This is a genomic window from Acinetobacter sp. GW821-FHT01E09 (genome assembly GCF_059422385.1).
Map to the genome: position 1 here is coordinate 750,006 of NZ_JBWKWU010000001.1, position 19,981 is coordinate 769,986.

A 19,981-nucleotide genomic window follows, 5' to 3' on the forward strand; every position below is an offset into this window, starting at 1 on the left:
CACAAAAACAAACTCAGAATCTATGTAGTTCTTTCGAGGAGAAATATGTAAAACAATTTCTGTTGCCGAACGGCGATCTTATGTGTTGTCCTTTAAGAAACAGGAAGAGAATCCTAATGTTCCTTGAGCATGGAATATAAGTTAGATCAACAAGTTTGTCAAATTATAGTCGAAAAAAAATACGCTAGAAAATCAAGCGTATTTCTCATTTTCCTAGATTTATACAAATAATGTATAAATTCAGCAAATTAAATATTTTCTTCAATGAATGCAGTTAATTTAGATTTTGGCACTGCACCAATTTGTTGAGCAACAACTTCACCATTTTTAAACATCAATAATGCTGGAATGTTACGAATGTTGTAGTTGACCGCAGTTGCTTCACACGCAGTTACATCAACTTTAACGATTTTAACTTTACCTTCAAATTCAGTTGAAAGTACTTCAAGGACTGGTGCAATCGCTTTACACGGTGCACACCAGCCTGCCCAGAAATCTACGATTACAGGGATATCAGATTGAAGTACATCTGCATCAAAGTTGTCATCAGTGGTATTTACGATATTGCCAGACATGGATTTTGCTCCAAAATATTTTAAAGATGAATCTATCTATGGATATAAGTATTACATAGTCATCTTTAACAATGTAGGGGGATACTTAAATTTTCATTCTAATTTGTGAGTTTGTCCAATTGATGCTCACGATATTTACAATCGGATCTTTAGAAAAACCAGTGAAACTGTCACATAATTGTCATATATGCTGAAAAAATAATGACTCATCAAATTGTCTAAATAAATGGCTTTTAAAAAGCGTGTATGTGAATTAATCTAAGCAGCAATTCAGTATGAGTTTGTATAAATAATGTCTGATTTTTTGATTGATGAAGAATTACTTGCTGCGATTGATATGGGGTCAAATAGTTTCCATTTGGCAATTGCTCGTGTGGATCATGGTGAAGTTAAGAAAGTTGCTTCTATGTCAGAAAAGGTTCAGCTTGCGGCTGGATTAGATGAAAATAAAAACTTAACTGAAGCTGCACAGCAACGGGGCTTGGCTTGCTTAGCGCGTTTTGTTGGGCGTTTAAGTTCAGTACAGCCGACTCGACTCAGAATTGTCGCGACAAATGCGCTGCGTCAAGCGAAAAATGGGCATGAGTTTATTCAAAAAGCAGCGGAGATCTTGCCAAAGCCCATTGAAATTATTGCGGGACGAGAAGAAGCCCGACTCATTTACTTGGGTGTTTCACATACCATGGCCAATAGTGGTCGTCGTCTGGTGATCGATATTGGTGGTGGATCTACTGAACTGATTATTGGTGAAGAGTTCGAGCCGATTCATACTGAATCTTTACAAATGGGCTGTGTTGCCTTTACTAAAGCCTATTTTGCTGATGGTGATATTAACAACAAAGCTTTTGATAAAGCTGTGGTTGCGGCACGAAAAGAATTATCTTCGATTGCAAATACCTATAAAGCTGCGGGTTGGGATACTGTGGTCGGTTCTAGTGGAACTATCAAAGCGTGTCGCCAAATTGCGGTCAATATGGGCTGGAGTGATGAGCAAGAGAATCTGACTCGTGAAGGTTTAGAAAAATTAAAAGACAAATTGCTGAAATTTAAAAATATTTCAGATATGGAATTTGATGGATTAAAAGAAGATCGTCGAGCAGTATTACCTGCGGGTTTAGCGATCCTTTATGCTGTGTTTGAAGTCTTGAATATTGATAAATTGGTGTATTCGGATGGGGCATTACGCGAAGGTGTAATGTATGACTTGCTCGGTCGTTTCCAACATGAAGATATTCGTGATCGCAGTGTACAGGCAATGATGGGACGCTATGGCGCAGATGCAAAACAAGCTGAGCGTGTGGTTGAAACAGCACAACATTTGTTTAATGCTGTGGCCAGTACACTTAACTTAAACAGTGATGATAGTGATCTGTTGCGTCGAGCTGCTTATTTGCACGAGATGGGTTTAGCCATTAGTCATAGTGGTTATCAAAAGCACAGTGCTTACTTATTACAACATTCAGACATCCCCGGTTTTTCACAAATTGATCAAAACCATTTGTCACATTTGGTCGCTCATCACCGTCGTAAATTACGAGTAGATGCCAAATTAGACGTGTTAAAAGTGGGCGGTAACAAGCTTGTGTACTTGTGCTTGTTGCTTCGTCTTGCAGTTTTACTAAATCATAGTCGTAGCGACGAGATGCTTCCTGCCATTGAATTGACAGTGGAGAATGAGCAACAATGGCAACTCAGCGTTTCTGGTGATGCCAAACAATGGCCATTGCTGGTTGCAGATTTGCATGATGAGCAAGTGCAATTTAAGCATTGGGACATTGAATTGAATATTCAGTCGGAACAGTTTATCGATTAACTTAAAGGTTTGGTGATGATGGAATGATCAATCATTTCATATCACTTAAACCTAAACTTCCGATGCGTAATCCATCGGTGAATTAGGGATAATACTCGACTTATGAAAAATAAAGCTGCTCAATCTCAAGCTTGGAAAACGGTTCAAATTGCACGTCACCCTGAGCGTCCGCAATTTTTGGATTACGTAGGCGAAATCTTTACTGAATTTGATACCTTGCATGGTGATCGTTTATACGGTGATGATGGTGCAATGGTGGGTGGATTGGCCCGTTTTAACGGTCAACCCGTAATGGTTGTGGGCCAACACCGTGGCCGTAGCACGCGTGAAAAATTACAGCATAACTTTGGGATGTGTAATCCTGAAGGATACCGAAAGTCGCAACGCTTACTCGATATGGCGGAACGCTTTAATCTTCCTGTGTTTACCTTTGTTGACACCATGGGAGCATACCCGGGTATTGGTGCTGAAGAGCGTGGACAAGCAGAAGCAATTGCAACCAGCTTGGCGCAACTTTCAAGCCTTAAAGTGCCAGTCATTGCAACAGTTTTAGGTGAAGGTGGTTCTGGTGGTGCTTTGGGCATCGGTGTTGCAGATCGCGTTATTATGCTGTCACACAGTATTTACTCTGTGATTTCACCTGAAGGTTGTGCTTCTATTCTCTGGAAAACTGCAGATAAAGCAGAACAAGCCAGTGAAGCACTTGCATTAACTGCCGACAAGCTCAAAGAAATTGGTATTGTTGAATATGTGGTTGATGAAGGTGAGGGTGCTCATTTACATCCTTTTGAGGTTATGGAAAAACTCAAGGATGTGTTAAAACAAGCGCTTGATGAATTACAGCCAATGACTGCGGAAGAACGATGCGAAGCACGTTATCAACGTTTAATGAAGTTTGGCAGCGACAATTTAGGTCTGGCTTCTTAAAACAGTATTCTCAATTTCCTGAAAATACCCGTTTCTTAATCGGATGTAGTGGTGGTATGGATTCCATGCTGTTGCTACATCTGATGGCACAACTTTTCCCCAAACAAATTCGTGCAATTTATGTTAATCATCACCTGCAAAAAGTCAGTGATGTGTGGGCTGATTTTGTTGCTCAACAATCCACAGCGCTGAATATTCCTTATATTCTTCAGTCGGTTCAAGTCGCTCAAGGCAATCTTGAGAATCAAGCACGTCAAGCACGTTACCAAGCCTATTTACAGCATATCGATGAAAATGAGGTATTGGTTCTTGCACATCATCAGCAAGATCAGGCTGAAACGTTAATGTTGCGTTTGTTGTCAGGTGCTGGGGTTACAGGTCTATCTGCGATGCAATCCATCGATCAGCGCGATCAATTGCTGATTTGGCGACCTTTACTGGATACTTCCCGTGAGCAGATTTGCCAATGGGTTGAGCAACTGCAAATCGATTATGTGGACGATCCTTCCAATTTAGATACACATTATGACCGTGCATGGTGTAGACATGAACTTTGGCATATTTTGCAAAGTCGTTATCCTAAAATGCAGCAAGCATTGGCACGTACCAGCTATTTAATGCAAGATGCTGATGAAATTCTCAATGAGGTGGTACAGCAGGATTTAAAGTTCTGTGGTCATTATTCGCAATTGGATTTAGCCAAATTGGCTTCTCTTTCCCTTGCTAGGCAGCGGCAACTTCTATCGATATGGATGAAAGGTGAGGGGACATATCGCCCAGCCTTGGATATGGTGCAAAGGCTACAAGATGAAGTAATTGAGTCTAAAACAGATGCGCAAGCTGCTTTACATTGGAATCATTTTTATTATTTACGTTATCAAAATCAGTTATATCGAATTGAACAAAACCAATATTTAGCATCAAAATCTAAACAATTGCCTCAAGAACAGGAAGTTCAATTCCAGCTTCATCAACAACTACAATTCATATCTGGTGTGTTTCAGATCGAAAGCTCTAAAATGGGTCTGGCTTTTGCATTATTCAATCATAAGCTAACATTAAAGCCGCGTTTGGGTGGTGAAAAAATTCATCTTTATGGCAGAGTCGGTGCTTGGCCTTTGAAAAAAGCCATTCAAGAAGCACATATTTTTCCGTGGATGCGTCATACAATTCAAATATTAAGTGTAGATAATGTTATGCTTGGGGTGTTTACACCAAATGGTTTTTGGTTGGCGCAATCTGAATATTGTGAAGTGGGTGGATGGCAACCAAATTTAATCTCTGAGTTAAAAAACTAAGGTCGAGCGTGATTCATGAGTGCAGCGTTAAATTGTAATATTACTTTCATTGGTGGTGGGAATATGGCACAAGCCCTAATTGGTGGCTTGTTGAGTCGTGGATTACCTGCAACACGTATTACAGTTTCTGACCCCTTTGAAAATATTCGACAATTGCTACAAGAAAAAGATGTTCATGTGACTGATGATAATATCGCAGCAATTAAAAATGCCGATATTGTTGTTTTTGCTGTAAAACCTCAAGTTTTGGGTGGGGTACTTAAACCATTAAAAGGTTTACTCGAAGATAAATTATTGATTTCGATCGTTGCTGGTGCTGAAATTAAAACGATTTCAGACTTAACCGGCAGTGAGCGTGTTGTTCGTGTTATGCCGAATACCCCTGCTTTGGTTCAAACAGGTGCACATGGTATGTTTGCGAAACCAGAGGTCAGTGCTAAAGACCGCGAATTGGCAACACAAGTACTTGCTGCGACAGGTTTAACGCTTTGGGTGAGTTCTGAAGTACAAATTGATGCTGTAACTGCTGTTTCTGGTTCAGGTCCTGCATATTTCTTCTATATGATGGAAAGCATGATTCGTGCTGGAAAAAATATGGGTTTAGATGAAAAGGTTGCGACTGCTTTAACTTTACAGACAGCACTTGGTGCAGCACAAATGGCAATTACCAGCTCAAATGCGCCATCAGAATTGCGTAAAAATGTGACTTCTCCAAACGGCACTACACAAGCTGCTTTAGAAGTATTTGATCGTGCTCAAATTTCTCAAAATATTCAGACAGCTTTAGCTGCTGCGCAGAAGCGTAGTCAGGAACTGGCTCAAGAATTAAGTGACAGCATTAAATAATTATTGATTTTTAGGAACGTTCCAGTATGGGTGCAAATTCTGCGCAAATTTTTGGCATTATTATTAACGTAGCGATTTTGCTCGTATTCTTTCGTTTTTTAATGCAATTGGCCATGGTGAGTCCATACAATCCAGTGGTGATGTCGACAGTTAAAGCGACAAAAATTGTGGATATGTTTGGGCGAATTTTTCCGCCTTTGGCCAAAGGGCGAGTAAATACAGCTGCATTGGTTTTGCTGGTGGTGTTATATCTGCTTAAAATTTTTGGAATGATGTACTTGCAAGGTGCAATACCCAATAGTCCTGTACATTTGATCATTTTAACTTTTGTGACCATGATCCAAGACCTGATTCGTTTTTGTCGCTATTTAATTTTTGCGACTATTATTCTCAGTTGGGTGGTGATGTTTACTCAGTCAAGATCACCTTATATTGAAGTCATTCAAGAGCTTGCTGAACCGTTATTGGCGCCGTTCCGTCGTATCATGCCAAATATGGGAATGATTGATCTTTCTCCAATTTTAGCGATTTTGGCATTGATCATTGCTGAAAAAGTTATGGATTATGCTGCGATTGCATTGCTAACAGGTCTTTAATTCACCGGTTTAAATAGCAAAAGGACTCAATAGAGTCCTTTTTTTATGAGATAAAGCAGACGATGATCTAAGTGGGTTATTCGTAAACTTTAAATGGTAAAAAATAGAATCATATGAAAATTGAAACCAATAATGTAAATGCAGAGTTTTATTTGGCTTCACTCGCTTTGGGTATTTTAGAGGCAATGAAACTGGGGGCTGTTCAGCCAGAAGCAGGGATATGGTCATTAGGAAGATTACAAGGTTTACATCAGTTTGAGCATTCATTAGTTCTTTCTGAAGATTTGAAGTATGTGATTGGTTGTTTTGATGAAATTGATGTGTGGTCGAGTTTAGATCCTAAAAATGGTTTAGAAAAACAACAAGCCATGATTGAAGAGTTAAAGGTGCTATGTCTGAATGTTTTAAGAAATTTAAGCTACAAAGAAATAAGTTTAACAATCAAATTATCAATGGAAGAGCATGATTTAGATTAGAGTTTTTGATAATTCAGCTATATTTATGGCAAATATATTGGATATTTAAATAGAGTGATTTGAAAAATATTAGTATTTAGTTAGGATGACAGATGTTTAAAAAAATATCTATCATCCTAAGTTTCTTCCTAGACGGACAGGGAACGTTTCAAAGGCTTAATGTGCTTCACCCCAATTCTTACCTTGACCGACTTCAACAACTAAAGGTACTGATAAGGTGACGACTTTTTGCATTACATCTTTAATCTGTGTAGCCAATTGATCTGCAATAGCTTCATCAACTTCAAATACTAATTCATCGTGTACTTGTAGTAAAAGTTTGGCCTGATCTTGGGGGAGGATTTTATTGACTTCAATCATCGCCATTTTAATGATTTCAGCCGCAGAGCCTTGGAGTGGCGCATTAATCGCAGCACGTTCCGCACCTTTACGCACCATCATATTTCGAGCGTCAATATCTGGTGTATATAAGCGACGACCTGTGATGGTTTCTACAAAACCTTGTTCCAGTGCGACTTGGCGGGTACGTTGCATATACTCATAAATACCCGGATAACGGTGGAAGTATTGCTTAATATAGTTTTGCGATTCTTCACGAGTAAAGCCCAGTTGACGAATCAAACCAAACTCAGACATACCGTACAATAAACCAAAGTTAACAGCTTTGGCTTGGCGGCGTTGATCAGAGGTTACATTTTCCAGCGCGACACCCAAGACCTCGGATGCTGTACGACGGTGTACATCTTGCCCATTTTGAAAGGCATCAACCAAAGCATCATCTTGTGAGAAATGCGCCATTAAACGTAATTCAATTTGTGAATAATCGGCTGCCAAAAGTACACGACCTTGAGGTGCAATAAAGGCTTTACGAATCTGACGACCAATTTCTTCACGTATCGGAATGTTCTGTAGATTTGGATCGGTTGAAGACAAACGACCTGTTGCTGTTAAGGCTTGATGGTAACTGGTATGTACGCGGTGGGTATCGGGATTGGCTTGTTTGACTAAGGCTTCGGTATAGGTACTTCTAAGCTTGGTTAAACCGCGATACTCAATGATCAGTTCAGTAATTGGATGATCGATTTTTTCTAAAACTGCTTCAGAGGTACTGTATTGTCCCGTTGCAGTTTTTTTGCCACCTTTTAAACCTAATTTTTCAAATAAAACTTCACCGACTTGTTTGGGTGAGCCGACATTAAAAGATTCGCCTGCAATTTCGATAATTTGATTTTCAAGATTTTGAATGGTATTGGCAAAGTCCACACTGAGTTGATCCAAGAAGCTTAGATCAAGTTCAATCCCATTTTCTTCCATGGTCGCCAAAACACTGGCTACTGGCATTTCAATGTGATGTAAAATATTGATCAGTTCAGGAATTTCTTTCAGCTTACGTTCTAAAACTTCATAAAGACGATAAGTGACATGCGCATCTTCTGCGGCATAATGTCCAGCGGTTTCAATCTCGATTTGATTAAAGGTCTTTTGTTTTGCACCTTTACCAGCAACTTGTTCAAAAGTTGTGGTCAAATGGCTCAGGTAAACGCGCGCAACATCATCCATACCATGGCGTGTTGTTACTGCATTTAAGACATAAGAGGCCAGCATGGTGTCAAAGTACCAGCCTTGTAAATGGATACCGTGATTTTCAAAAATATGCGCATCATATTTTAAATGATGTCCAATTTTTTTAACACTTGGATCTTCAAGAATCGGTTTAATTTGCTGAATAATTGTATCGCGATTGAGTTGCTCAGGAGCACCTTCATAATCATGTGCTAATGGGATGTAATAAGCATCATTGGCATCAAAAGCCACTGAAAAACCGACCATTTCAGCGATACGGTAATCTAAACTTGTGGTTTCAGTGTCAATTGCAAAACGTTTTTCTGTGCATAAGCGCTGGAAGAGCTTATCCCATGCTTCTTGACTTAAAACAGTATGATAAGTGGCTTCACCCAGACGGTCATCAACACTCGAACTTGTTGCTTGATCTGTAATTTCACTTTCAACAGGCTGCTCAGTTTTGCCAATACTTTGTGTTGTTTGTTTATAGGCTGGGCTATTGGGATTGTTGGGATGATCTAGCGATTGTAGCTGATTACGGAATTCGAGCTCAGTATACAAGTTACGCAATGCTTCAACATCAGGTTCACATAGCTTTAAATCATCATGCGTCAAACTTAAATCGAGATCGATAACGATACTTGCCAATTGATGATCAAGTGCAATCCCTTCAACATTGTCTTTTAAACTTTGTCCAACTTTACCTTTGATATTGTCAACATTTTCCAAAATGCCAGCAATCGTACCATATTCATTTAACAGCTTGGCGGCCGTTTTTGCACCTACACCAGGTACACCACGAATACCATCAGAGGCATCACCCATCAAAGTTAAATAATCAATAATTTGATCTGGACGGACGCCAAATTTTTCGATTACACCATCGACATCCATCGGTTTGTCTTTAAAACTGTCTTCGAGGGTCACTTTATCCGTGACCAACTGCGCCATGTCTTTATCACCCGTAGAAATCAAAACTTGATGACCGGCTTTTTCAGCACGTTTTGCCAAGGTTCCAATGATGTCATCCGCTTCAGCACCCGGAAGCGTATGTAATGGAATACCTAAAGCACGAATCAAGGCATGCAAATAAGGGATTTGTTGTGATAATTCTTCTGGCATGCTTGGGCGGTCACCTTTATATATCGGTGACAGTACATGGCGGAAAGTGGGTTCAGGTGTGTCAAAAATAACCGCCATATGTGTTGGTTGCACACGACGCATCAGTTTTTGAATTGCAGAAATTGCCCCGCGAATCGCATTGGTCTGTAATCCAGTTGATGTGGTTAAAGGTGGGAGTGCATGAAAAGCACGAAATAAAAAGTATGACCCATCGACCAATACAAATGGTGGCATTGATATTTTCCTAATTCAAATAACCGCTTTATTGTACGTGATTTTTTGCGCTTGCGAAGATGCAACAGTCATCCTTGTGTTACTGAATATCTGATGAATTCACATAATCATTAGGCAAGGCTGTTGTATCATCGAGTTACTCAGGATCGAGAAAGATGAAATATGCTCAAAGGGCAGAGTGAAATTCGCATCATTTGGTTAATGATGCTGATCATTATCGCAGTCAGTGCATGGTTTTTAGATGCACGGATATTGACCTACATCTGTGGTTTGGCATTTGTCATGAGTGTGATGCAGTATGTGGATGCGATTCAAGATCCATTGCAACAGATCGCGCAACAGACACGGGTTCCACTGCAAAGTACCTCGAAAGTGCCATTATATGTCTCTTCGATTATTGCTGTTGTAGGTTTAACACTGCATTTGAGCTGGATGGTGGGTTTAGGTCTAACTGCTTGGATTTTCTTTTTCTTACGCTGGTTACGCCGTTTAGAGCGCTATTTGAGCCAAGTTCAATTGCAAATTCAACACTTGAATTTGTCAGAACAGCGATCTTCAGATTTAAACAATCCATCATCTATACAACACAACATTGGCACGCCACAAGATTCATCGCTGAACTTAATGGGGCAAATTCGCCAATGGATTTTTCAAGGCAACCCTGTTTTGAAAGTTGCGATCTTGGTTTTGGTGATTGGTATTGTGTTATTGCTGCGTTTTGCGACAGAGCATTGGCAATTAAGTTTAGCGGTCAAACTTTCAATCGTTGCCTTGTCTAGTGGGGCAATCACCGCGTTGGGTGTGTTGCTACAAAATAAAAATCGTAGTTTTGCCTTAGCAATAGAGGGCTTGGGGCTGGCAGGATTATTTTTAACCTTATTCTTTGCCTACTACAATCAGGTGATTCCGAGTCTTTATCTGGCAAGTTTGTGTTTTGCAGTAATTATGGCGCTGACATTGAGTTTAAGCTTAAAGCAGCAAAGCGTGGAATTGGCATTGATGGCAGTGCTTATCGCTTATATTGCGCCATTTACGTTGCCTGTGCGAAATGCAACGGTAGCAGAACTGATGGCTTATTATTTAGTGATTAACATTGCGATTGCTATACTCAGTACCTTAAGACCTTGGAAATATTTAAATCAGATCGGTTTTTTAGTGACTGTAATCATTGGTGGTGGTTATGCGTTCTATCATGGCTATAGTCAAGAAAAACAGTCACTCACGATACTTATTCTTGCACATCTCACAGTATTCATTTGGCTTGGTTTTCGATTCAGTCAATTGATCGCCAAACAGGATCTTGAGCAATTTAAACTGAAACCCAGTTTAGATGTTGCGTTGATTTTTGGCGCACCGATTATTGGCTATTTATTTTTATATTTAATGTATTTTCACCAAGAACTGATTCTTGCTGGCTTTAGCTTGGGTTTTGCAGTGGTGTTTGCAGGAATTTACCAACTTTCAAAACGTAACCAGTCTATTCAACTGATTTCTCAAAGTTATTTTAGTTTGGCATTGATTTTTATTGCTTTAATTCCACCGATTCTTCTGCATGGTCAGTGGAGTGTGGTGGGTTGGGCTGTTGAAGGCCTCTGTATTTTTGGCTTTGCTTTATATCGACAATCGGTGATCAGTCGTTATATGGCGATTGCCTTGTTGATTGTTGCAGGCTGTTCAAGCCTTTATTACTTGTTTGAATTGCCTGATTTTCCAACCACGATGTATTGGTGCTTAAGTTTAAGCTATATCGCCGTGGTGTTATTGGTAAATAGCCGTGATGATTTTCGCAAACAGATCAGTTCAGTAACGACCTTGTTTTTAAGCCTGCTGATGATTTCTGCAACCACGATGATTCTTGCATTATTGCTTGATCACTTAGAGGGAGAAAATCGATATATATACAGTGTATTGATTGTGGTTATTGCTTATCTGTTGATGAATGAATTGATGTTATGGCTAAAGGCCAGATCAACATGGTTGATTCCAAAATGGATTGGGGTAATTCCCGTCTATGTATTCACACTCATTTTATTATTGGATATTAGTAAAAATGGCATGTTGCTATGGACCAGTGATATTGAACGATGGGGCATCGCAGTTTCAGGTTTAGTGCTAGCGGCAGTCTGGTTAAGACCTGCAAAAGGGCTACAGTTTGAAAGTGAATGGCTCAGTTTAGGTGTTTTAATCAGTTTAAGTCTAAGCAGTCTTAGCCTAATTGCAACGATGCCTTATATCAGCGTGGTCATTTTACCTTTAGTGTTTTGTGGATGGTGCTTCTTTCAGAAAAACTCAGAATGGACAATGTTTTGGCAAACGCGCAGCAGTTTGTTACTAATGTTGATTTGGATGATTTGTTCTCAGCTATTTTCACAGCAAGCATTTCAAGGATATTTATTACCAATCTTAAATCCCTTTGATTTGGTTAGTATCGCCATGTTAATTGGTTTTTTCTGGATGCTGAACCTTCAATTTAAACAAGCTTTGAAGCCGGGAATCGACCATGGAATACTTGCAGTGCTATGTGTTTTAAGTTTGTTATGGCTGAGTAGCTATATCGTTCTAAGAGCCTTACATGTGTATTTTGCTACACCTTATAACCAACTGAGTCTTTGGCAAGATGCCACTGCACAACTGAGTCTAACCTTGCTTTGGGTAAGCTTAGCCTTTATTGCGATGAGCTTTGCTAGCCGTAAATTATTACGTCCTTTATGGATTTTAGGGGGAAGCATTTTGGTGATTGTCATCTTAAAATTGGTACTGTTTGATTTATCTCATATTGGAACGTTAACGCGCGTGATTTCTTTCTTGGGTGCGGGTTTTGTGATGCTGATTATTGCCTATATTGCCCCGATTCCAGAGCAGAAAAATTTAAATCCTTAATTATGAATTGAGCGATATTTAAGTTGTTCAGGTGAAAGCAAAATAAAAGAGGCGTCTACCATGTAATAGACGCCTCTTTTTAATTCAAGGATTGAGGTGCTTAAAGAATTTCAATCGCTACAGCAGTCGCCTCACCACCACCAATACAAAGGGCAGCAATACCTTTTTTACCACCAGTACGTTTTAAAGCATGAATCAAGGTCAGGATGATGCGTGAGCCTGTAGAACCAACAGGATGGCCGAGGGCACATGCACCACCATGAATATTAACTTTTTCAGCGTCCAATTTAAATTCATCGATAGGGCACATGGTAACCATAGCAAATGCTTCATTGATTTCCCATAAGTCAACATCTTGAACATCCCAACCGGTTTTATCCAATACCTTTTGGATTGCACCTACAGGGGCAATGGTAAATTCAGAGGGGTGTTGTGAGTTTGAAGCATAGGCAACAATTTTTGCTAAAGGTTGAAGACCTTTTGCATTAGCATGATCCGCAGAGGTTAAAACCAGCGCAGATGCACCATCTGAAATTGAACTGGCATTGGCTGCAGTGATCGTTCCATCTTTGGCAAACGCAGGGCGTAAGCTAGGGATTTTGTCGATATTGGCATTAAATGGTTGTTCATCTTGATCGATAACAACATCGCCTTTACGGCTTGAAACTGTGACAGAAACGATTTCGTCTTTAAACCAACCTTCAGTAATGGCTTTTTGTGCGCGTTGTAAAGAACGAATCGCAAAATCATCCATCTGTTGGCGTGTATAGCCTTTGCTATTTGCCATATCTTGGGCAAAAGAACCCATTAAACGACCTGTTTCAGCATCTTCTAGGCCATCAAAGAACATATGGTCTTTTACTTCGCCATGGCCCATACGATAGCCGCTACGTGCTTTTGGCAAAAGATAAGGTGCGTTGGTCATCGATTCCATACCACCAGCAACAATCACTTCTGCTGAACCTGCTTTGATTGCATCCGCAGCCTGCATGACTGCTTTCATGCCTGAACCACACAATTTGTTAATGGTTACAGCACCAGTTGAATCAGGTAAGCCAGCTTTGCGCATTGCTTGGCGAGCCGGGCCTTGTTTTAAACCTGCAGGTAAAACACATCCCATAATGACTTCTTGTACATCATTTGGTTGTAAGCCCGCACGGGCAATGGCTTCTTTAATCGTCGCAGCACCTAGTTCTGGCGCAGTCAAACTGGTCAGGCTTCCTTGAAAACCACCCATAGCTGTACGCGCACCATTCACAATTACGATGTCAGTCATTGTTTTAATCTCCAAATGATTATTCTGTGAATATATCCAAAACCTAAGCAGTATATAAAAAATAGTATAAGAATAAAGTCTAGCGATTGAATATATGCTGACCGTAGAGAACAGTTTTTAACATTCAGGTGGTGGTCCTAAATTTATCGCGCCCATTCGTCCGATTTTGTAGCGTTTGTTATTTTCTGCATCATATTGGCTACAATAATAGAAACTTCCAGGTGAACCTCTGGGTAAACCTGTATCCCCTTGTAAAGTCAATACATCTCTACTACTGGCACTTCCCACCCAAGTCAGCTTGCCATATTTAATTTTATTTTCAGTTTTGAGGAGTATGTGGTCATCCTCATCAATCTGCTTGTTTTTATTTTTGTCTGTAAAAATAAGTAATCCTTTGTTCCATTTATCTTTTTCACATCGAATTAAATCTTCAGATGAGCAAATCACCACAGTGGTATGTCGAACTAAAGCTTGACTTCTTGCATAAGAAACATGCTGTTGAATATGTGTGGAAATGATTCTAATCTCTTGTTTTTGCATCCAATTATGATAATGGGGCAAACAGATTAAGCAGATAATTGTAAGGATACAAATAGTGGTAATAAGCTCGAACAAGGTAAGACCTCGCGCTTTACAATAAAAATACATCTTTGGATCTTCTGTTAAGTCTTGTTTTTTATTTGAAAAATAATGATTTTTCTATTAAATTTAATTGAAATGTTAACGTAGTAAAATATTTATTACTATCAGTTTCTTTTACTGCTAAAATGCACGTAGCAAAAAGATAAGCGATCCACGCAAAAAAATTGAGTAAAAAGTTACCGAATTACAACGGAAATTGTAAGTAATTTTGTCAATAATTTACTTGATTAAAGTTATCAAGCACTTGGAAAAAGCCTCAAGTGTTTGTATGATTCAACGTGAGTAGCTTAAAAATAATACTGGGGTATTAAAATTTATCTCAGGATAGCCAATAAATTTTAGGCTAAGCTTGAACAACAATTGTTATCTCTGGAGGATATCCATGAAATTGAGTCGTATCGCACTTGCTATGCTTGTTGCCGCTCCATTCGCTGCTGCTAATGCTGGTGTAACTGTTACACCTTTACTACTTGGTTACACTTTCCAAGACACTCAACACAACAATGGTGGTAATAAAGGCGAGTTAACTAACGGCCCTGAATTACAAGACGATTTATTCGTTGGTGCTGCACTTGGTGTAGAACTTACTCCATGGTTAGGTTTTGAAGCTGAATATAACCAAGTTAAAGGTGATCTTGACGGTACTGGCGTAGCTGGTTCTGAATACAAGCAAACTCAAATCAACGGTAACTTTTATGCTACTTCTGATTTGATCACTAAAAACTATGACAGCAAAATCAAACCGTATGTATTGTTAGGTGCTGGTCATTACAAGTATAAACTTGATGACATGTCTTACCATAACAACGAAGAAGGTACTTTAGGTAATGCTGGTGTTGGTGCTTTCTGGCGCTTAAACGATGCTTTATCTCTTCGTACTGAAGCTCGTGGTACTTATAACTTTGACGAAAAATTCTGGAACTATACTGCTCTTGCAGGTCTTAACGTAGTTCTTGGTGGTCACTTGAAGCCTGCTGCTCCTGTAGTAGAAGTTGCTCCAGTGGTTCCAGTTGCTCCAACTCCAGTTGAACCAGCTCCACAAGTTCTTACTGAAGATTTGAACATGGAACTTCGTGTGTTCTTTGATACAAACAAATCAAACATCAAAGATCAATACAAGCCAGAAGTTGCTAAAGTTGCTGATGCGTTAACTACATTCCCGAATGCGACTGCTCGTATTGAAGGTCATACAGATAACACTGGTCCACGTAAGTTAAACGAACGTTTATCTTTAGCTCGTGCTAACTCTGTTAAATCAGCGCTTGTAAGCGAGTACAACATCGATGCATCTCGTTTGTCTACTCAAGGTTTCGCTTGGGATCAACCGATTGCTGACAACAAAACTAAAGAAGGTCGTGCTATGAACCGTCGTGTATTCGCGACAATCACTGGTAGCCGTACTGTAACTAAATAATCCTTTATTTAGTGAATAAAAAAGCGACTCAATTGAGTCGCTTTTTTATTTAAAGTCCTTATAATTCTAGAATATCTAAATAAAATTGAATCAGAAATTAATAATTACAGGTTAACGATGAAATATATCATTTTAGGACTGGTACTCATGGCATTAAATGCCTGTACGTCGACACCAATAAATTCAAATCGTGTTTCAATCCAAAAACAATATCCAAATGAAGTGAAGTCAGTGAAAAATGGGCTGTCCATATATTTTCAACCGAAATCGACAGACATTGAAGCTGAGTATAAACCTGCTTTATCTGTTACCTCACAATTATTGAAAGACAATAAAAATTTTGTTCTTTACATTGAAGGTCATACAGACAGTACTGGTTCTTTGGCTGCAAATAATAAAGTTTCTTTAACACGCGCGAATATTGTCAAAGATTTTCTCTTAAACGAATATCAGGTCAATCCAGAGCAATTGATTACGCTCGGTTTAGGACCAACCAAGCCAATTGCTGATAATAAAACAGCTGAAGGTAGAGTGAAAAATAGACGAGTAACGGTGACTTTAAAAATTAAGTAATTTCGATAAAGCCTCTCAATTTGATCATACAGCGTTATAATTGTTGATTGTGATTTCTACAAGTTTGAAAATTGAATGAGTGTGCAACTGCCTAAAGCTTTATTAGACCTCGAATCAAATTGCGGTATTTTTGCTGTTTGGATGTTATTGCAAAATTACTCAATTCAGTTAGATATTCAACAGCTGGTTAAACTTTGTCATCACGATGCAGAGGATGGCACTTTTACGATTGGCCTAGCGATTGGGTTAAAAAAAATAGGTTTTGATCTGTCTTTTTATACAGATGAAGACTTAAATATTCATGAAAAAGAAATCGTCCGTTATCAAGACGCGAAGAAGTTAGGGTTGCAGATTAGTCCAGCGCTAAGCTATCAAGAAATTCAAGTCTATATTGAACAAGGGTGTAATATCATTGTTTTTTATGACACTTTAGAAGGCGTTGGAAATCATTCGTTGGTTTATTCGATAAATGATCAGGAAATTTGTTTCTATGATAATTTTGATGCCATGCCGAAAGCTGTCTTTGAACAACAGCGGTTAGCTGAAGGAATTTGTCAACAAGCAATTGTGATTGATCCTTATATTCAATCTGTACGTTATTGTTAATCCAATTAAAAATGTGAATCTCAGTAAATCTAAATTTACTGAGATTCATGATCAAAATTGAGGGTTATTTTAGCTTTAGCCTTTAATACACAATACTTGTTTCAGTGTGTGGACCACATCAATCAAATCATTTTGATTGGCCATAACTTGATGAATATCCTTGTAGGCACTTGGAATCTCATCAACCACACCTTTATCTTTACGGCACTCAACGCCTACTGTTTGTGCAATCAAATCTTGCTGATTAAACAAGTGTTTGGCTTTAGAGCGACTCATTTTACGTCCTGCGCCATGTGAACATGAACAAAACGAATCTGGATTACCTTTGCCTTTAACGATAAAAGATTGCGCGCCCATTGAACCAGGGATAATCCCATATTCATCGAGCCCTGCACGAATTGCACCTTTACGTGTAACAAAGACGTCTTCACCAAAGTGAAGTTCTTTCTGTACATAATTATGATGACAGTTAATCGCTTCTTTGGTCATTTGAAAACTTGGTAATAAAGGGCGAATCGCTTCTAAAATTAAACGCATCATTTCACGTCGGTTTTCAAAAGCATATTCTTGTGCCCATTCTACAGCTTCTACATAATCATCAAAATTCGTCGAACCTTCTGCAAAGTAGCTCAAGTCTTTATCAGGCACGTGACCAAAACGATGTTGCGCTTCTTTCTTAGCACGTTCGATAAAGTAAGTGCCAATCACATTACCTAAGCCACGACTACCTGAATGTAGCATGACCCAGATATCATCATTTTCATCAATACACAGTTCAATAAAGTGATTACCACCACCTAAAGTTCCGAGTTGCTTTTGCCATGTAACATCAAAACTGCGTAACATGCGTTTTAAAGCAGGGTGTTTGTCTGTAATACGCTGGAGCTTTTTGTCTAAGGGCGAAAGCGTTGAAGCCTTTGCTTTGATTTGTTTGTGCATTTCAAAACCGACAGGTACTTTTCTTTCAATAGCATTGCGTAAAGTACTTAAATTATCGGGCAGCTGAGATGCTTTTAGACTAAGTCTTAATGCATTCATACCACAACCAATATCCACGCCAACAGCAGCAGGAATGATGGCATTCTTGGTGGGAATAACACTTCCCACAGTTGCGCCTTTACCCAAATGTACATCTGGCATGACTGCGATATGTGAATGAATAAATTGCAATTGTGCCATTTTTCGCAGTTGGGTTAGGCTTTCTTCATCCACATCTTTTGTATAAATTTTTACAGGAACGCCATATTCTGCTTTGGCGTTTAAAATCATTTGTATGCTCATTTTTTTTCTCGAAGCAAATTTTTTATTGTCCGAAGGCGGTTACAACACTATTGTCAAAGCAATGATCGATTCAAATTTTAAAGACAATAAAAAACCTAGCGAATGCTAGGTTTGACTGACATTCGGACACTTTGATTAATTCAGTGCCCGTGAGTAGACGACTGCTTAATCTTAATTTAAAGTTTTCTCAAGTTGGTGCATGTCGTACTCCTCTACTTTTTGATTTAAAATCAAAGGTGAAAATTCTGGTTGGAAATGATCCAATGGGCGTTATTCTATAAAGAAAAAAAACTTTGTCAATGAAACATAGCAAATTAATTTTTAATTCACGTTGAATTGCTGTTATAAAAAACAATAAAGCAGCTAAAAAGCTGCTTTATTTACATCAAGTGATTTACTCTTTTTCGACTTGAATGGGTTGTACATCCATCTGATCATAAGCGATCAATTTAGATTTGTGTTTCCACTTATAGCCAAGCCAGATAACAAGAAACAGCGGAATACTAATATACGTAGACAAGACACTCATCCATTTTCCATCAAGCACAGCTTCTGCATTTTGGCCAAGTATAATGATGGCACAAAGAATAAAGGCAAACCATGGACCAAAAGGGAAGAATTTTGCACGATACGCAAGATCTTCAAGTTTATAGCCTTGAGCCAAATAACCTTTACGGAAACGATAATGTGAGATTGCGATACCTAACCAGACAATAAAACCGCACATACCTGACATGTTTAACAGCCACGTAAACACGACACTTTCACCAATAAAGGTGGTTAAGAAACACAGTGCCGCAATTGCCGTTGTTGCATACAGTGCATTCATAGGTACACCGCGAAGATCGAGTTTAGAGAAAACTCGTGGCGCTTTACCTTCACGTGCCATATCAAACAACATACGTGTTGATGAATACATACCTGAGTTACCTGCAGACATAATTGCAGTCAAAATCACGGCATTCATTAAGCCTGCTGCAAATGCTAAACCTGCTTTTTCATATAACAGGGTAAATGGTGACAGGGTAATGTTTCCATCACCTTCCGCAGCAAGTGCAAGGTTTGGATCTGTATACGCAACCAATGTACCAATGATAAAAATACACAAGATATAAAATAAGAGAATACGCCAAAAAATTTGTTTAATAGCGATTGGAATGGTTTTTTTCGGATCTTTAGATTCACCTGCTGCAACACCGACCATCTCTGTCCCTTGGAACGAGAATCCAGCGATCATGGCCACACCGACTAAGGCTTGAAAGCCACCAACAAATGGCGCTTCACCAACGGTCCAATTCTTGGTAATTGAATCTGTTGGATCTAACATGATTTTACCAATCATGAATAAGCCAATGACAATAAAGAAGATGATGGCAATCACTTTAACCAGTGAAAATAAAAATTCACTTTCACCAAAGCCTTTTACAGTTAAGGCATTGATACAGAAGATAATCGCAAGGAATAGCGCACTCCACCAAAAGCCGGGGATGTCTGGAAACCAAAACTTCATGATGAATTGAACGGCAACCAATTCAAATGCAACGGTAATGGCCCAGTTATACCAGTAGTTCCAACCGAGTGCGAAACCAAAACCTTCTTCTACATACTTATTACCATAGGTAAAGAATGCGCCTGATGTTGGATTGTGGGTTGCAAGTTCACCTAAACTGGTCATCAAGAAATAAATCATGATACCAATCAGGACATAAGCAAGTAATGCACCACCAGGTCCAGCAGTGGCAATCGTTTGACCAGAAGCAAGGAATAGCCCTGTACCAATAGAACCGCCAATGGCGATCATGTTTAAATGTCGTGCTCCAAGCTTACGCTGGAGTTGAGGATGATCTGTTTCGCTCATC

At 39.1% G+C, this 19,981-nt stretch carries 16 protein-coding genes; 10 read left to right on the forward strand and 6 right to left on the reverse strand.

Annotated elements, in window-relative coordinates; translation table 11 throughout:
* Positions 1–248: 248 nt before the first annotated feature.
* Positions 249–575: a thioredoxin gene (gene trxA, locus AC07U8_RS03545; protein ID WP_004723035.1), complete on the reverse strand. Its 327-nt coding sequence runs from the start codon at positions 573–575 to the stop codon at positions 249–251.
* A gap of 292 nt (positions 576–867) precedes the next feature.
* On the opposite strand from trxA, the gene ppx reads away from it, so the two are divergent.
* The 6 genes from ppx to AC07U8_RS03575 all read left to right on the forward strand — a co-directional run bounded on the left by ppx (position 868) and on the right by AC07U8_RS03575 (position 6,531).
* Positions 868–2,388, forward strand: coding sequence for an exopolyphosphatase (ppx, locus tag AC07U8_RS03550; protein ID WP_056514857.1), 1,521 nt, complete (start codon positions 868–870; stop codon positions 2,386–2,388).
* A gap of 102 nt (positions 2,389–2,490) precedes the next feature.
* A complete protein-coding gene (locus tag AC07U8_RS03555; protein ID WP_004819131.1) occupies positions 2,491–3,315 on the forward strand; it encodes an acetyl-CoA carboxylase carboxyltransferase subunit alpha in 825 nt (274 codons plus the stop codon).
* Entirely contained in the window at positions 3,252–4,613 is a 1,362-nt protein-coding gene (gene tilS, locus AC07U8_RS03560; protein WP_494737338.1) for a tRNA lysidine(34) synthetase TilS, read from the forward strand. The genes AC07U8_RS03555 and tilS overlap by 64 nt, the downstream gene beginning before the upstream one ends.
* Before the next feature lie 15 nt (positions 4,614–4,628).
* Positions 4,629–5,459: a pyrroline-5-carboxylate reductase gene (gene proC, locus AC07U8_RS03565; protein WP_494737339.1), complete on the forward strand. Its 831-nt coding sequence runs from the start codon at positions 4,629–4,631 to the stop codon at positions 5,457–5,459.
* Positions 5,460–5,485: 26 nt separating this feature from the next.
* A complete protein-coding gene (locus AC07U8_RS03570) occupies positions 5,486–6,055 on the forward strand; it encodes a YggT family protein (RefSeq protein WP_004723028.1) in 570 nt (189 codons plus the stop codon).
* A 113-nt stretch (positions 6,056–6,168) separates the two neighbouring features.
* Entirely contained in the window at positions 6,169–6,531 is a 363-nt protein-coding gene (locus AC07U8_RS03575) for a hypothetical protein (RefSeq protein ID WP_494737340.1), read from the forward strand.
* A gap of 156 nt (positions 6,532–6,687) precedes the next feature.
* Here AC07U8_RS03575 and polA read toward each other — a convergent pair whose 3' ends face one another.
* Positions 6,688–9,450 carry a DNA polymerase I gene (gene polA, locus AC07U8_RS03580; RefSeq protein ID WP_494737341.1) on the reverse strand — a complete coding sequence of 921 codons (2,763 nt, stop codon included), beginning with the start codon at positions 9,448–9,450 and terminating at the stop codon, positions 6,688–6,690.
* Positions 9,451–9,612: 162 nt separating this feature from the next.
* On the opposite strand from polA, the gene AC07U8_RS03585 reads away from it, so the two are divergent.
* On the forward strand, positions 9,613–12,330 hold the full coding sequence (locus AC07U8_RS03585; protein ID WP_494737342.1) for a DUF2339 domain-containing protein: 2,718 nt from the start codon (positions 9,613–9,615) through the stop codon (positions 12,328–12,330).
* A gap of 100 nt (positions 12,331–12,430) precedes the next feature.
* Here AC07U8_RS03585 and AC07U8_RS03590 read toward each other — a convergent pair whose 3' ends face one another.
* Complete coding sequence (locus AC07U8_RS03590; protein WP_303576760.1) at positions 12,431–13,606, reverse strand: thiolase family protein; 1,176 nt, start codon at positions 13,604–13,606, stop codon at positions 12,431–12,433.
* A 117-nt stretch (positions 13,607–13,723) separates the two neighbouring features.
* Complete coding sequence (locus AC07U8_RS03595) at positions 13,724–14,146, reverse strand: GspH/FimT family protein (RefSeq protein WP_244015088.1); 423 nt, start codon at positions 14,144–14,146, stop codon at positions 13,724–13,726.
* A 484-nt stretch (positions 14,147–14,630) separates the two neighbouring features.
* On the opposite strand from AC07U8_RS03595, the gene omp38 reads away from it, so the two are divergent.
* From omp38 to AC07U8_RS03610, 3 genes are all read left to right on the forward strand, one after another.
* Positions 14,631–15,662: an outer membrane protein Omp38 gene (gene omp38, locus AC07U8_RS03600; protein ID WP_034609990.1), complete on the forward strand. Its 1,032-nt coding sequence runs from the start codon at positions 14,631–14,633 to the stop codon at positions 15,660–15,662.
* A gap of 117 nt (positions 15,663–15,779) precedes the next feature.
* Positions 15,780–16,235 (forward strand): OmpA family protein, encoded by a 456-nt coding sequence (locus AC07U8_RS03605; RefSeq protein ID WP_494737343.1) that lies wholly within the window; start codon positions 15,780–15,782, stop codon positions 16,233–16,235.
* A gap of 75 nt (positions 16,236–16,310) precedes the next feature.
* Complete coding sequence (locus AC07U8_RS03610; protein WP_239046423.1) at positions 16,311–16,841, forward strand: cysteine peptidase family C39 domain-containing protein; 531 nt, start codon at positions 16,311–16,313, stop codon at positions 16,839–16,841.
* A gap of 75 nt (positions 16,842–16,916) precedes the next feature.
* Here the strand turns inward: AC07U8_RS03610 and AC07U8_RS03615 are convergent, their stop codons facing one another.
* A complete protein-coding gene (locus tag AC07U8_RS03615) occupies positions 16,917–18,122 on the reverse strand; it encodes an RtcB family protein (RefSeq protein WP_034609996.1) in 1,206 nt (401 codons plus the stop codon).
* A gap of 394 nt (positions 18,123–18,516) precedes the next feature.
* Positions 18,517–19,980: an amino acid permease gene (locus AC07U8_RS03620; protein WP_004723010.1), complete on the reverse strand. Its 1,464-nt coding sequence runs from the start codon at positions 19,978–19,980 to the stop codon at positions 18,517–18,519.
* Position 19,981 lies beyond the last annotated feature (1 nt).